General features: G+C 68.6%; 14 protein-coding genes. 2 read left to right on the top strand and 12 right to left on the bottom strand.

Features of this window, described 5'->3' with window-relative positions:
* Positions 1 to 14: 14 nt before the first annotated feature.
* The 4 genes from cyoE to Atro_RS13275 form a co-directional block, all read right to left on the bottom strand.
* The gene (cyoE, locus tag Atro_RS13290; RefSeq protein WP_497922958.1) at positions 15 to 914 is read right to left on the bottom strand and encodes a heme o synthase; all 900 of its coding nucleotides are present in this window, start codon (positions 912 to 914) and stop codon (positions 15 to 17) included.
* Positions 915 to 1,016: 102 nt separating this feature from the next.
* Complete coding sequence (locus Atro_RS13285; protein ID WP_497922956.1) at positions 1,017 to 2,087, bottom strand: COX15/CtaA family protein; 1,071 nt, start codon at positions 2,085 to 2,087, stop codon at positions 1,017 to 1,019.
* Between the two features lie 41 nt (positions 2,088 to 2,128).
* The gene (locus Atro_RS13280; protein ID WP_497922955.1) at positions 2,129 to 2,716 is read right to left on the bottom strand and encodes a PA_0111/PP_0108 family redox-active disulfide protein; all 588 of its coding nucleotides are present in this window, start codon (positions 2,714 to 2,716) and stop codon (positions 2,129 to 2,131) included.
* Positions 2,691 to 3,458 carry an SURF1 family protein gene (locus Atro_RS13275; RefSeq protein ID WP_497922953.1) on the bottom strand — a complete coding sequence of 256 codons (768 nt, stop codon included), beginning with the start codon at positions 3,456 to 3,458 and terminating at the stop codon, positions 2,691 to 2,693. The genes Atro_RS13280 and Atro_RS13275 overlap by 26 nt, the downstream gene beginning before the upstream one ends.
* 31 nt (positions 3,459 to 3,489) lie before the next feature.
* Between Atro_RS13275 and Atro_RS13270 the strand changes: the two genes are divergently transcribed.
* The gene (locus Atro_RS13270) at positions 3,490 to 3,693 is read left to right on the top strand and encodes a twin transmembrane helix small protein (RefSeq protein ID WP_497927680.1); all 204 of its coding nucleotides are present in this window, start codon (positions 3,490 to 3,492) and stop codon (positions 3,691 to 3,693) included.
* 177 nt (positions 3,694 to 3,870) lie between these two features.
* On the opposite strand, the gene Atro_RS13265 is transcribed toward Atro_RS13270, so the two are convergent.
* The 4 genes from Atro_RS13265 to coxB are packed head-to-tail and all read right to left on the bottom strand — an operon-like array spanning position 3,871 to position 8,104.
* Complete coding sequence (locus Atro_RS13265) at positions 3,871 to 4,761, bottom strand: cytochrome c oxidase subunit 3 (protein ID WP_497922951.1); 891 nt, start codon at positions 4,759 to 4,761, stop codon at positions 3,871 to 3,873.
* An 11-nt stretch (positions 4,762 to 4,772) separates the two neighbouring features.
* Positions 4,773 to 5,321, bottom strand: coding sequence for a cytochrome c oxidase assembly protein (locus tag Atro_RS13260; RefSeq protein WP_497922949.1), 549 nt, complete (start codon positions 5,319 to 5,321; stop codon positions 4,773 to 4,775).
* Position 5,322: 1 nt separating this feature from the next.
* On the bottom strand, positions 5,323 to 6,915 hold the full coding sequence (ctaD, locus tag Atro_RS13255; protein ID WP_497922947.1) for a cytochrome c oxidase subunit I: 1,593 nt from the start codon (positions 6,913 to 6,915) through the stop codon (positions 5,323 to 5,325).
* A 13-nt stretch (positions 6,916 to 6,928) separates the two neighbouring features.
* Positions 6,929 to 8,104 carry a cytochrome c oxidase subunit II gene (coxB, locus tag Atro_RS13250; protein WP_497922945.1) on the bottom strand — a complete coding sequence of 392 codons (1,176 nt, stop codon included), beginning with the start codon at positions 8,102 to 8,104 and terminating at the stop codon, positions 6,929 to 6,931.
* Positions 8,105 to 8,548: 444 nt separating this feature from the next.
* Between coxB and Atro_RS13245 the strand changes: the two genes are divergently transcribed.
* Complete coding sequence (locus tag Atro_RS13245; protein WP_497922943.1) at positions 8,549 to 9,199, top strand: hypothetical protein; 651 nt, start codon at positions 8,549 to 8,551, stop codon at positions 9,197 to 9,199.
* Between the two features lie 73 nt (positions 9,200 to 9,272).
* Here Atro_RS13245 and Atro_RS13240 read toward each other — a convergent pair whose 3' ends face one another.
* From Atro_RS13240 to Atro_RS13225, 4 genes are all read right to left on the bottom strand, one after another.
* A complete protein-coding gene (locus Atro_RS13240; RefSeq protein WP_497922941.1) occupies positions 9,273 to 10,817 on the bottom strand; it encodes a SulP family inorganic anion transporter in 1,545 nt (514 codons plus the stop codon).
* A gap of 132 nt (positions 10,818 to 10,949) precedes the next feature.
* Positions 10,950 to 11,693, bottom strand: a complete 744-nt coding sequence (locus Atro_RS13235) for a carbonic anhydrase (RefSeq protein WP_497922939.1) — start codon at positions 11,691 to 11,693, stop codon at positions 10,950 to 10,952.
* A gap of 513 nt (positions 11,694 to 12,206) precedes the next feature.
* Positions 12,207 to 12,986, bottom strand: coding sequence for a DUF1835 domain-containing protein (locus Atro_RS13230; RefSeq protein WP_497922937.1), 780 nt, complete (start codon positions 12,984 to 12,986; stop codon positions 12,207 to 12,209).
* Complete coding sequence (locus Atro_RS13225; RefSeq protein WP_497922936.1) at positions 12,979 to 13,260, bottom strand: YheV family putative zinc ribbon protein; 282 nt, start codon at positions 13,258 to 13,260, stop codon at positions 12,979 to 12,981. The genes Atro_RS13230 and Atro_RS13225 overlap by 8 nt, the downstream gene beginning before the upstream one ends.
* Between the last annotated feature and the right edge of the window lie 5 nt (positions 13,261 to 13,265).

Raw genomic sequence — 13,265 nt, 5'->3', positions numbered from 1 at the left:
CAATCCTGGGCAGGTCAGAGCGTCAGCGGCAGATAGTGATCCACCAGCAGGACGATGAACAGCAGGAACAGGTACTTGATACTGAACTTGAAGGTGAGGATCGCCGCATGGGGCTTGCTGTCCCGGTACAGCGCCCAGGCCCAGTGCAAAAAGCGCAGGCCCAGGAGCAGCGCGCCGGCCAGATACAGCGGGCCGCTCATGTGGATGGCGTAGGGCAGCAGGCTCACCGCCAGCAGCGCCAGGGTGTAGAGCAGGATATGCAGCTTGGTGTAGGCCTCGCCGTGGGTCACCGGCAGCATGGGGATCTCGGCCTTGGCGTACTCGGCCTTGCGGTGGATGGCCAGCGCCCAGAAGTGCGGCGGGGTCCAGGTGAAGACGATCAGCATCAGCAGCAGCGGCTCGGCGGACAGCTGGCCGCTCACCACGACCCAGCCGAGCAGCGGCGGGGCGGCGCCGGCCAGGCCGCCGATGACGATGTTCTGCGGCGTGGCGCGCTTGAGAAAGCCGGTGTAGATCACCGCGTAGCCAAGCAGCGAGGCCAGGGTCAGCCAGGCCGCCAGCGGGTTGGTGAAGGTCAGCAGCAGGGCCATCCCGGCGACGGCCAGCGCCAGCGCGAAGCCCAGCGCGGCGGCCGGCGCGACGCGGCCCTCGGCCAGCGGCCGGCGGCGGGTGCGCGCCATCAGCGCGTCGATGCGCCGGTCGACCACATGGTTGACCGCCGCCGCCGCGCCGGCGCAGAGGCCGATGCCGAGATTGCCGAAGATCAGCACCGTCCAGGGCACGCCGGCGCGGGAGGCGAGGAACATGCCGACCAGCGAGGTGATCAGCATCAGCAGCACCACCTTGGGTTTGGTCAGCTCCAGGTAGTCGCGCCAGGTGGCCCGCGGGCTGCGGGTGGCGAGTAGGATGGCCATGGTCGTTTCTCCTTGTTGTCGTTCTTGTCCTGCAAAGCCGGCGGCGTGGATCGTTCCCACGCTCCCGGACGGGAACCCGCAACCCGGGACGCTCCGCGCTTCTCACCTCAGGTCTGCAGAGGCGGAGCGTCCTGTCCGGGGCGCCCACGCCGGAGCGCGGGAGCCAGCGAAATCGCGCACCGGCTGCACGCGCAGCCGGTAGTTGACCAGCACCAGGCTCAGCAGCAGCAGGGCGGCGCCGCCGTTGTGGGCGACCGCCAGCGGCAGCGGCAGGCGCCAGAGCACGTTGCCGATGCCCAGCCCGATCTGCAGCAGCAGCGCGGCGAGCAGCAGGGCGGCGAGCCAACCGAGGCCGTGGCGGCACAGCCGCCAGGCCAGCACCATGAGCGTCAGGGCGACGGCCAGGGCGCCGAGGCGGTGGCTCAGGTGGATGGCGGTGCGCGCCGGACCGTCGAGCATGCCGCCCAGGTAGTTGGGACCGATGGCCTGGGTCAGGTGGAAGGCGTTGGCGAAGTCCGCTTCTGCCGGCCACCACTGGCCGTGGCAGGTGGGCAGATCGAGGCAGGCCACCGCCGCGTAGTTGCTGCTGACCCAGCCGCCCAGGGCGATCTGCCCGACGACCAGCGCCAGCGCGGCGCCGGCCAGGGCGCGCAGCCCCAGCGCCGGGGAGGGCAGGGCGGGGACGCTGCCGGAGAGGCGCAGGCCGAGCAGAAAGAGCAGGGCGAGGGTGGTCATGCCGCCGAGCAGGTGGGCGACCACCACCTGCGGCCAGAGCTTGAGGGTCACGGTCCACATGCCGAACAGCGCCTGGGCGACCACCACCCCGAGCAGCGCCAGCGGCAGGCCGCGCGGCTGTCCGGGGTCGGCCCGGCGGCGCAGCGCCTGCAGCGCCAGGGCGAGGATCAGCAGGCCCAGGGTGCCGGCGCAGTAGCGGTGGATCATCTCATTCCAGCCCTTTTCCGCCTCCACCGGCGCGTCGGGAAAGTGCCGCTCGGCATGCGCCAGCTGCGCCTCGCTGCTCGGCACGGCGAGAAAGCCGTAGCAGCCCGGCCAGTCCGGGCAGCCGAGCCCGGCGTGGGTCAGGCGCGTGTAGGCACCGAGCAGCACCACCGCGAAGGCCAGCAGGGTGGCGAACAGGGCCAGGCGAAAGCCCGGCTTGCGAGCTGTGTCCATGGCGATCTCCCTTTCATCGTCGATCCGTTGCGTCGTTCCGCTCAGCCGATCTTCGACAGCTTGAGCAGCAGGCGCAGGTCCTCCAGCACGCCCTTGCCGTCGGCGCCGGCGGGGTAGCGCAGCACCAGGTTGCCGAGCGGGTCGACGATCCACAGCTGCGCGCCGGGCAGCCCCGGTGCGGCCTGTTCGTAGGCCGCGCGCTCCAGGCGGTAGTGGCCGAGCTGCGGGTATTCGCGCGCCAGCCGCGCCGCCTCCGCAGCGTCCAGCGGCTGGCCTACGGCCAAGGCATGCGCGCCGCGGTCGGCCTCGCGGCCGAGGCCGATATGGATCTGCCGGGCCAGGTAGACCAGCTGCCGGCAGTCTTCGGCGCATTCGGCCGGGGCGGTGACCAGCAACTCCCAGCGCGGCGCGCCGGCCTCGGCCGGCACCACGCCCAGCTCGGCGCGGCTCTGGCCGGTGCCGATCAGCGTGCCGTGGTAGGTGCGCCCCTCCGGCACCCAGAAGCGCCAGTGGTACATGGCGCCGGCCAGCAGCATGGGGCCGAGCACCACGGCGAGGAGCGCGAGCAGCTGCAGGCGGCCGCGGCGGGGCGAGGCTAATGATTCAGTCCGGGTGGCGAGTGACGGCATGCGAGGTCTCCCGTGCGTTGTGGATGCCGAGATAGACGAACAGGACGAGCAGGGCGGCGGCCAGGGCGAACCACTGCACCGCATAGCCCAGGTGCTTCTCCGGGCCCATGGCGAGCACCGGCCAGTCCACGGCGTAGGCCGCGGGGCCAGGCTCCAGGCGCAGCTCGACGGGCAGGCCGGCGCGGCCCAGTTCGCGCCAGAGCGTGTCGGCATCGACCCGATTGATCAGCCGCGGCCAGGCGTCGCCGGCGCGGCCTTCCGGCAGAAACGGGTTGCCGGGCGAGCGGTAGACCCAGGCGGTCAGCGCCAGCGGCTCGTCCGGGGTGGCGAAGGCCGGCGGGACGCGCCGGTCGGGCCAGGGCAGCCAGCCGCGGTTGATCAGCAGCCACTGGCCGCTGTCGTCGCGGAAGGACTGCAGCAGCTCGACGCCGGGCCGGCCGGCGCGGATGCGGTTGTCCAGCAGCAGGCTGTGCTGCGCGTCGAAGCGGCCGTGCAGGCGCACCCGCTGCCAGGTCGGCGTGCCGGCGGCTTCCAGCTCGATCAAGGCGACCGGTGCGGCCTGGCGGCGGGCCTCGAACTGGGCGAGCAGGGCGCGCTTGCCCTCGGCCCGCGACAGCTGCCAGACGCCCAGGCCGAGCAGCGCCGGCAACAGCAGCGCGACCAGCAGGCTCGGCGCCCAGCCGGGCCGGAAGCGGCGCCACGGCAGGCGGCCGGTCGCTTTCGACGGCGAACTATACTGCACGCATCCCCCTTACCTCCCGGAGCCATCCATGCTGCTCAAGGTGGCGATTGTCCTGTCGCTGCTGGCGACGCTGGCCAGCCTGTTCGGCGGCCTGTTCTTCCTGGTCCGCGACGCCGGCCACACCCGCCGGCTGCTGCACGCCCTGTACCTGCGGGTCGGCCTGGCCGCGCTGACCCTGGCGCTGGCCGCCTGGGGCCTCTACAGCGGCCAGCTGGTGTCCCATGTGACCTGGTAGGACGGCTGCAACCCGCCAAACGTTGCAGTTTCGTAGGGTGGGAAACGACCGTAGGTCTTTCCCACCGTGGAGGTTCCGTTCGGTGGAAAATCGCTGTGCGAGTTTTCCACCAAGCACCTTGGTTCTGGTGGGTAAGGCTGCGCCGTTACCCACCCTACGTCCCGTCCCATCTCATGCTCACAGCACGTAGACGAAGACGAACAGGCAGATCCACACCACGTCGACGAAGTGCCAGTACCAGCTCGCCGCCTCGAAGCCGAAATGCTCCTCGGCGGTGAAGTGGCCGCGCAGCACGCGGAACAGCATCACCGTGAGGATGATTGCGCCGATGGTCACGTGGGCGCCGTGGAAGCCGGTGAGCATGAAGAAGGTCGCGCCGTAGATCCCCGAGCCCAGGGTCAGCCCCAACTCCTGGTAGGCGTGCATGTATTCCTCGGCCTGCAGGATCAGGAAGGTCACCCCGAGCAGGATGGTCAGCGCCAGCCAGAGCTTCAGCTTCTGGCGGTGGCCGTCCTTCAGCGCATGGTGGGCGAAGGTCACGGTGAAGCTGGAGGACACCAGCAGGACGGTGTTGACCAGCGGCAGCGACCAGGCGCTGATGGTCCCCTTCGGCGCCGGGAACTGCTTGGGATCGGGGTTCTCCAGGAGCGGCCAGGTGTACTGGAAGTTCGGCCAGAGCATGTGGCTGACGCCCTTGTCGCCCTCGCCGGCGAGCCAGGGGCCGGTCCAGTAGCGGATGTAGAAGAGCGCGCCGAAGAAGGCCAGGAAGAACATCACTTCGGAGAAGATGAACCAGCTCATGCCCCAGCGGAACGAGCGGTCCATCTGCGCGCTGTAGAGGCCGGCGCGGCCTTCCTTCACCACGTTGCCGAACCAGCCGAACAGCATCCAGGCGATCAGCAGGGCGCCGACGAAGAAGATCAGCGGGCCGGACAGCTCGTCGCGGCCGGCCTTGAGGTCGTTGAACCAGCTGCCGAGGCCGAAGACGGTGGTCAGCAGGCCGAGGCTGGCGATGATCGGCCACTTGCTCTGGGCGGGAACGTAGTAGTGCTCGTGGGTCGTCGACATGGTCGTTCTCCTTAGCGGGCGTCGGGGGCCTGCAGGCCGTGGCGTCCGGTGATGTCGAACAGCGTGTAGCCGAGGGTCAGGTGCCGCACGTCGGCCGGCAGGTCGCGGTCGATGACGAAGCGCACCGGCATCTCGATGCGCTCGCCCGGCGCGAGAACCTGCTGGGTGAAGCAGAAGCACTCGGTCTTGTGGAACCAGGCCGCCGCCCGCGCCGGGGCGACGCTGGGAATGGCCTGGGCGGTCATCGGCCGGTCGCTCGGATTGCGGGCGACGAACAGCATCTGGTTGCTGGCGCCGGGATGCACCTCCAGCTCGTCCTGCAGCGGGTGGAATTCCCAGCTCATGCCGGCGGCATTGCTGGCGAGGAACTGCACGCGCACGGTGCGCGAGTCGTCCGCCGCCTGCGCGCCCTGCCAGGCGCCGGCGGTCTTGCCGTTGATGCCGAAGGCTTGGCACATCACGTCGTACAGCGGCACCAGGGCGAAGCCGAAGGCGAACATCGCCGCCGCCACCAGCAGCAGGCGGCGGACCAGCCGGCCGGTGGGCAGGCCGTCGTCCATGTCACTTCACCTCCGGCGGGGTGCTGAAGGTGTGGTACGGGGCAGGGGAGGGCACCGACCATTCCAGGCCGTGGGCGCCGTCCCAGGGTTTGGCCGGAGCCGGCTCGCCGCCGCGGATGCACTTGATGACGATGTACAGGAACAACAGCTGGGTGGCGCCGAACAGGAAGGCGCCGAGGCTGGAGAGCATGTTGAAGTTGGCGAACATCAGGTTGTAGTCGGGGATGCGCCGCGGCATCCCGGCCAGGCCGACGAAGTGCATGGGGAAGAAGGCCAGGTTCATGCCGACGAAGGACAGCCAGAAATGCCACTTGGCCAGGGTTTCGTCGTACAGGTGCCCGGTCCACTTGGGCAGCCAGTAGTAGGCCGAGGCGAAGATGCCGAAGATCGCCCCCGGCACCAGCACGTAGTGGAAGTGCGCCACCACGAAGTAGGTGTCGTGGTACTGGAAGTCGGCCGGGGCGATGGCCAGCATCAGCCCGGAGAAGCCGCCGATGGTGAACAGGATGACGAAGGCCACGGCGAACAGCATCGGCGCCTCGAAGGTCAGCGAGCCGCGCCACATGGTCGACACCCAGTTGAACACCTTCACCCCGGTGGGCACGGCGATCAGCATGGTGGCGTACATGAAGAACAGCTCGCCGGTCACCGGGATGCCGACCACGAACATGTGGTGCGCCCAGACGATGAACGACAGGAAGGCGATGGCGCCGGTGGCGTAGACCATCGAGGTGTAGCCGAACAGCGGCTTGCGGCTGAAGGTCGGGATGATCGAGCTGACCGCGCCGAACGCCGGCAGGATCATGATGTACACCTCGGGGTGGCCGAAGAACCAGAACACGTGCTGGAACAGCACCGGGTCGCCGCCGCCGGCGGCGCTGAAGAAGCTGGTGCCGAAGTGGATGTCCATCAGCATCATGGTCACCACCCCGGCCAGCACCGGCATCACCGCGATCAGGAGGAAGGCGGTGATCAGCCAGGTCCAGACGAACAGCGGCATCTTCATCAGGGTCATGCCCGGCGCGCGCAGGTTGAGCACGGTGGCGATCACGTTGATCGCGCCCATGATCGAGCTGATGCCCATCAGGTGGATGGCGAAGATGAAGAAGGTCACGCTCTCCGGCGCGTAGGTGGTCGACAGCGGCGCGTAGAAGGTCCAGCCGAAGTTCGGCCCGCCGCCCTCCATGAACAGGGTGCTGACCAACAGGCCGAAGGCCGCCGGCAGCAGCCAGAAGCTGAAGTTGTTCATCCGCGGCAGGGCCATGTCCGGCGCGCCGATCATCAGCGGGATCATCCAGTTGGCCAGGCCGACGAAGGCCGGCATCACCGCGCCGAAGACCATGATCAGGCCGTGCATGGTGGTCATCTGGTTGAAGAATTCCGGCTGGACGATCTGCAGTCCCGGCTGGAACAGCTCGGCGCGGATCACCATGGCCATGCTGCCGCCGAGCAGGAAGGCGGTGAAGCTGAACCACAGGTACAGGGTGCCGATGTCCTTGTGGTTGGTGGTCAGCACCCAGCGCATCAGGCCCGGGGCCGGACCGTGCGGGTGTTCGTCATGGCCGGCGTGGCCCGGCTCGATCACTGCGCTCATCGTGGCCTCTCCTCTACTGGGGCTGGGACTGGGGCTGGGGTTGGCCGGGTTGCATGCCCTGGCCGGCCTCCTGGGCCTGGCGGAAGGCGAGAATGTCCTGCGGGGTGACGCTGTCGCCGACCGCGTTGCCGAAGGCGTTGCGCTCGTAGCTGATCACCGCGGCCAGGTCGACGTCGGACAGCTGCTTGCCGAAGGCGGCCATGGCGGTGCCCGGCTTGCCGTTGATGACGATGTTCATGTGGCCTTCCTTCGGCCCGGTGGCGATCTTCGAGCCCTTGAGGGCCGGGAACGCCGGCGGTAGGCCCTCGCCGGTCAACTGGTGGCAGGCGGCGCAGCTGGTCTTGTAGACCTGCTCGCCGTGGGCGACCAGCTCCTCCAGGGTCCAGACCTTGCCGGCCGCCGCCTTCTGCTCGGCGGCGGCAGCCTTGCGGGCAGCCAGCCAGGCGGCGTAGTCGGCGGGGGCCTTGACCTCCACCACCACCGGCATGAAGCCGTGGTCCTTGCCGCACAGCTCGGTGCACTGGCCGCGGTAGAGGCCCGGCTCGACGACGCGGGTCCAGGCCTCGTTGATGAAGCCGGGGATGGCGTCCTTCTTCACCGCCAGCTCCGGCACCCACCAGGAATGGATGACGTCCGCCGCGGTGACCAAAAAGCGCACCTTGGCCCCGGCCGGGATCACCAGCGGCTGGTCGACCTCCAGCAGGTAGTGGTCGTCCTTGGGCGCCTGGCCGCCGATGGCGTTGCGGTCGGTGGCCAGGTTGCTGAAGAACTCCACGTCCTCGCCCAGGTACTTGTAGTGCCATTTCCACTGGTAGCCGGTGACCTGGATGTCCAGGTCGGGCTCGGAGGGGTCGTAGATGTGCAGCAGGGTGCGGGTCGCCGGTACCGCCATGGCGATCAGAATCAGCAGCGGGATTACCGTCCACAGCACTTCGACCCGGGTGTTCTCGTGGAAGTGGGCGGGCTGCGGATGGCGCGAGCGGCGGTGCGCGAACATCGACCAGAACATCGCGCCGAACACCAGCAGGCCGATGACCACGCAGATCCAGAAGATGGTCATGTGCAGATCGAAGACGGAACGGCTGACTTCCGTGACTCCCGGCCGCATGTTCACATCCCAGGCGGCCTGTGCCTGGGACAGGGCCGAGCACGACAGAAGACCCATCCAGAGTCGTGGATGTCGCATCATTGCGGGTTCCCCTTATCGTTCTTTTAATCCCGCTGGCGGAACCGTCGACGCAGGGTGCTGCTGCCAGGCCTTTCGACCTGGACGGGCCGCCGGAAACCGCCGGCGTCGGGGCGCCTGGAAACTGGTGCGCCAGGTTTCCATGTCGTCCGTAGTGCCGGCCTTCCCTTTCCCGCGACCCGCTACCGCAGAACCCCGGCCTGCGGTGCAGTCGGGCCTTACTCCGGTAAGCATGTTTCGAGTCGAGTATAGACAGCGCCGGCTTGGCGAGGATTTTTTGCGGCCCGAGACGGCCATTGGCCAATAGCGGCGATCGGAACGGGCGTCTAACCTAGGGGGTGTTGGCGTTTCGGCCCAGGCTCACGGCAAAACGCCAACGTCCCCTAAGCTCATCTATCCAATGGCCAGGGAGGCTGCCCTACCGCAGAAGCCCGAGGAGTCCTGCCCTTGAATATTCCAGCCTTGCGCCAGCTGATCGAGCAAGCCCGCCAGCACGAAGCCCGTCACGGCCTGCTCGCCCGCCAGCTGGAAAGCCGGATGCAGTGTCTGCACCCCGCGATCTGCCTGCCCGAGGAGAACGCGCTGGCTGTGCTGACCCAGTTCGTCGATGGTTATCTGGAGCAGGTGCCGGAGCTGCTCGAAGCGGCCCATGCGGTCGCCTGCGAAGCCGGCATCGAGGCGCAGATCAAGCCGGTGCTGAAGGTGGCCGAGCACTTCTTCCTCAGTCCGCCGGAGATGCTGGAAGGGCAGGAAGGCCTCGCCGGCCTGCTCGACGAGGCCTATCTGGCGCACCGCCTGGTCGAGGAGATCAACGACCGCTACATCGGCTTCATCGGCCAGCCGCTGATCCCCCTGGACACCACGGTGGCCAACCTGATCGCCCACCGGCTGATCGGCGAGGACTTCGCCAACCGGCTGGACGAGGCCGTGCACCTGGCGGTGAACGGCCTGCTCGGCAATACCCTGTTCGAGCAGGTGTCCTTGGACTCTTACCGCGCCCGCCTGAGCAATCCCAAGACCGTCGCCGCCTGGCAGGCCTGGCCCTGCCTGTCGCGGCAGTTCGGGGTGGAGTTGCAGCTGAGCCGGGTGGCTGGCTGAGGCGCAGGAGCGGAGGGGAGGAGAGGATTGCCGGGTGGCCGGGGCCGCTCCCGGTGGGGAGCGGCCGGTCCACTCAGGCCGTGCCGGCGCTGCCGATGCCGACCGTGGTGCGCACCCGGCCTTCCAGACGGCGTTTCACCGCGCGCGACTCGAGCACCAGCTCGGAGCCGTTGGCCGCACTGGCGGCGCGCCACTCGTCGAGCAGTTCCATGCAGGCGTGGTCGATGTAGTTCAGGTGCTCCAGCGGCACGTGCAGCTGGGTGCCCGGACGCACCGAGGCCAGCACGCGGGACAGCTCCGGCACCTTGAGGAAGGTCGCCGAGCCGACCATGCGCAGCTCCGCGGTGCGCCCGTCCTCGTCGTAGACCAGGTTGATCTTCAGCCGCGAGGCGCGCCAGGCGAGCTTGGCCAGGGTCAGGGCGAAACCGATCATCACCCCGGTCAGCAGGTCGGTGAAGACGATCGCCAGGGCCGTGGCGCCGTAGATGAACATCGGCATCCGGCCGTAGCGGCCGAGGCCGCGCAGGGCCTTGAGGTCGACCAGCTTGACCCCGGTGTAGACCAGCACGCCGGCCAGGCTGGCCACCGGAATGCTCTGCAGCACCGCGGTCAGCAGCAGGACGAAGGCCAGCAGCCAGAGGCCGTGGAGGATGGCGGACATCCGGGTGACGGCGCCGGCCTGCACGTTGGCCGAGCTGCGTACGATCACCCCGGTCATCGGCAGGGCGCCGAGCAGGCCGCAGAGCATGTTGCCGACGCCCTGGGAGGTCAGCTCGCGGTCGAAGTCGGCGCGCGGGCCCTGGTGCATGCGGTCCACCGCGGCGGCGGAGAGCAGGGTCTCGGCGCTGGCGATGAAGGCCAGGGTCAGCGCCGCGATCAGCAGGGTCGGGTCGGTCAGCAGCTGCAGCAGGTCGGCCGGCTGCACCCAGTCGATGGCATCGCCCAGGTTGGCCGGCACCTCGACCCGCCGCACGTCCATCGAGAAGATCAGGCTGAGCAGGGTCGCCAGGCTCACGCCGATCAGCGCGCCGGGCAGAAAGCGCAGCTTGGCCGGCTTGCGCTTGTCCCACAGCCACATGCTGCCGATGGTCAACAGGCCGAGCAGGCCGGCGGCCCAGCCGTCGCCGTCGCCGAACGGCAGGGCATCGACCAGCGCCGCCGGGAAGGCCTGCAGGTTGTTCAGGCCGGAGGCCTGCGGCGAGGCGTCGAGCATCACGTGCAGCTGCGACAGGATGATCAGGATGCCGATCCCCGCCAGCATGCCGTAGACCACCGCCGGGGCGGTGACGCGGAACCAGCAGCCCAGGCGCAGGCGCCCGGCGACGAGCTGGATCAGCCCGGCGAGCAGCAGGATCGGCCCGAGCATGGCGATGCCGTGCTGGCGCACCAGCTCGAAGACCAGCACGGCGAGGCCCGCCGCCGGGCCGCTGACCTGCAGCGGCGCGCCGGCCAGGGCGCCGACCACCAGGCCGCCGATGATGCCGGTGATCAGGCCCTTGGCCGGCGGCATGCCGGAGGCGATGGCGACGCCCATGCACAGCGGCAGGGCGACCAGGAAGACCACCACGGAGGCCATGGCGTCCCGTGGCAGGGTGGATTTCAGGGTTTCGAGGTTCATGGGGGGCTCCTTCCGTATAAGGGCGGGACATGACTCTCCCGCGGCGCAGGGCGGCGGCCCGGCACCGGGGAACGGACGAGATAAAAAACAAGGCCGATCGGCAAGGATCGGCCTGGCGGACTTCCGCTGGCGTCAGCGCTGGTGGAAGCGCGGGCGCGGGGTAGCCATGGGGATCGAACCCTCGCTGTCGAGGGGCCGGAAGCAGCCCTGCTCGGCATCGTAGGCCTTGATTTCGGCGGTCTCGATGGAATAGACCCAGCCGTGGATGAACAACTGGCCGCTGGCCAGGCGCGCCGCCACCGAGGGGTGGGTGCGCAGGTGGTCGAGCTGGGCGACCACGTTCTCCTCGGTGAGCACCTCCAGCGGCTCGCGGCCGGCGCAGCTGCAGAGGTTCTCCTGCATCACGGTCTTGGCCACCTCGGCATGGCGCAGCCAGGCCTTGACGGTGGGCATGCTCTTCAGCGTCGGCGGATCGAGCACTGCCTTCATGGCGCCGCAGTCGGAATGGCCGCAGACGATGATGTGGTGCACGCCGAGCGCCGCCACCGCATATTCGATGGCGGTGGACACGCCGCCGTTGATCTGCCCGTAGGGCGGCACCACGTTACCGACGTTGCGGGTGACGAACAGGTCGCCGGGCGAGCTCTGGGTGATCAGTTCGGGGACGATGCGCGAGTCGGCGCAGGTGATGAACATGGCCCGCGGACGCTGGCCGTTGGCCAGGACGCGATAGAACTCCGCCTGCTGCGGGAAGACTTCGGTACGGAAACGGTGGAAGCCCTCGACGATGTTCCGCAGCGCCACGTCGGCGTTTTCGGATTCGGTGCGGGCCTCGGTCGCTCCCTGCGACGGGCTCTGTCCTGAGAAGTGGTTCATGGCATAACCTCCCTGGGTAGCGGAAAAGGGGCAAGGCTCGTATTCACTCTTGCATATGACGAATCGACACGACGGACTCGGCACAGCTCGGGTGTGGGGCACTCGGGTGCCCTCCATGGAAGCAGCCTGCGTCATCGCACTTAAATAAAGCTGAATGCGCAGGCCCATAAATTAAGTGAAACTGAATAGCCGGCTACACAACTTAAATGAAACTGAATGCAACCGAGCGGCATCCCGCCGACTTTAGAGACAGGCACTGCTTAATGGTACTGGCGTTCAGCCATAACCCGCATGGTGCCTGTCCTCCAGGGAGGCACTCGGGCGTGCCGCCATGCTTTGTACGGCGGCGAACAATAAAAACGCGGCTTACATTTTCTTACATATAGGCAACTTTCTGCCGGCGCATCGGGTCGAGCCGTTTAAATATTTTCTTACAGAACGGCTTATTGACTAGTTGCGAATATTTACAACTTGGCGGGAAGTTATTTCCCGTTATCGGGATAAAAGGCCAAGTCAATCGGCCAGCCGACGCACGCGCAGATGGGCGAAGTCAGTTTGCGGCGTTCCGGCGAACTCGACGCGGCCCTGGCGGGCCAGCTCGCGCAGGCGCCAGGCGAGCAACAGGTCGGTGGCGAAGAAGCCGCTGCAGCAGCGCATCGCCTGGGAGAGCAGCGGCGGCAATGGCTGCCAGTCGCGGCTGCACAGGCACAGCAGCATGCCATCGACCAGCCGGTAGTCCTCGGAGTGGAAGGCGCCGTCACGCCAGCGGCGCACGCCGCCGTTCTCCGCCGTCGCCTGGCGCCACTGTCCGGCCAGCGCGGCGCGGCGTTTGGCGGACAGCGGGCGGCTCTGACGCTGGGCGTCGCGCAGCTGCTGCGGCGCGCACTGGGATACCGCGCGGCGCCGGCGTACCCCGCTGTCGCCGGTGCCGCAGGCGGCTTCGCGCAGGGGCAGCGGCGCGCGCTCGAGCAGTGCGGCGACCCGCGCCAGCAGCAGCTGCTCGGACGCGCTGTCGCCGTGCCAGACCGTCACAGGCTCGGCTTGGCGGGCCAGGGCGGCCAGCCATTCGGCTTCTTCGGCGAGCTGCACGGCGAAGGCCGGCGGCGGCGAGCCGGGCGGCCAGACACTTTCCCAGAAGGCCGCCCGCAGCGCGCAGGGCGGCTCGTCGACATCCAGCAGCGGGCCGACCGCCAGGTCGTCGTGCAGCACCTCGATCCGCGCCGCCGCGCCGAGCAGAGGCCGGACGGCCTCGGCGGCGAGGTCGCCGCAGACCAGGTGCCAGCCGTCAGTCATGGGGCTTCTTCAGCTTCGGATTGGGGAAGAACTGCGCGGTGTGCACCTTGGGCGCGGCGGGGCCGGGGTCGGCCGGCGCCGCCTCGGCCTGGTTCACCCGGGTGCCCAGCTCGAGGGGCACCGACAGGCCCTCGGCGTTGAGGATGTCGGCGAAGGAACAGGACACGCACTCGCGGTGCGGCACGCCGTCGACGTTCCACATCCGCACGGTGTCCATGGTTTCGCAGGCCGGGCACACGGCGCCGGCGATGAACTGCTTCTTGTGTCCGCTCATGATTT

Source organism: Azotobacter tropicalis (genome assembly GCF_059739045.1).
Note: the sequence above shows the minus strand (reverse complement) of the source record. Positions and strands in the feature narration are given on the sequence as shown.

Excerpts from the sequence above, each read along its gene's own strand:
- cyoE (WP_497922958.1), bottom strand. The coding sequence starts at position 914 with ATGGCCATCCTACTCGCCACCCGCAGCCCGCGGGCCACCTGGCGCGAC.
- Atro_RS13285 (WP_497922956.1), bottom strand. The coding sequence starts at position 2,087 with ATGGACACAGCTCGCAAGCCGGGCTTTCGCCTGGCCCTGTTCGCCACC.
- Atro_RS13265 (WP_497922951.1), bottom strand. The coding sequence starts at position 4,761 with ATGTCGACGACCCACGAGCACTACTACGTTCCCGCCCAGAGCAAGTGG.
- Atro_RS13280 (WP_497922955.1), bottom strand. The coding sequence starts at position 2,716 with ATGCCGTCACTCGCCACCCGGACTGAATCATTAGCCTCGCCCCGCCGC.
- coxB (WP_497922945.1), bottom strand. The coding sequence starts at position 8,104 with ATGATGCGACATCCACGACTCTGGATGGGTCTTCTGTCGTGCTCGGCC.
- Atro_RS13230 (WP_497922937.1), bottom strand. The coding sequence starts at position 12,986 with ATGACTGACGGCTGGCACCTGGTCTGCGGCGACCTCGCCGCCGAGGCC.
- Atro_RS13235 (WP_497922939.1), bottom strand. The coding sequence starts at position 11,693 with ATGAACCACTTCTCAGGACAGAGCCCGTCGCAGGGAGCGACCGAGGCC.
- ctaD (WP_497922947.1), bottom strand. The coding sequence starts at position 6,915 with ATGAGCGCAGTGATCGAGCCGGGCCACGCCGGCCATGACGAACACCCG.
- Atro_RS13225 (WP_497922936.1), bottom strand. The coding sequence starts at position 13,260 with ATGAGCGGACACAAGAAGCAGTTCATCGCCGGCGCCGTGTGCCCGGCC.
- Atro_RS13260 (WP_497922949.1), bottom strand. The coding sequence starts at position 5,321 with ATGGACGACGGCCTGCCCACCGGCCGGCTGGTCCGCCGCCTGCTGCTG.
- Atro_RS13240 (WP_497922941.1), bottom strand. The coding sequence starts at position 10,817 with ATGAACCTCGAAACCCTGAAATCCACCCTGCCACGGGACGCCATGGCC.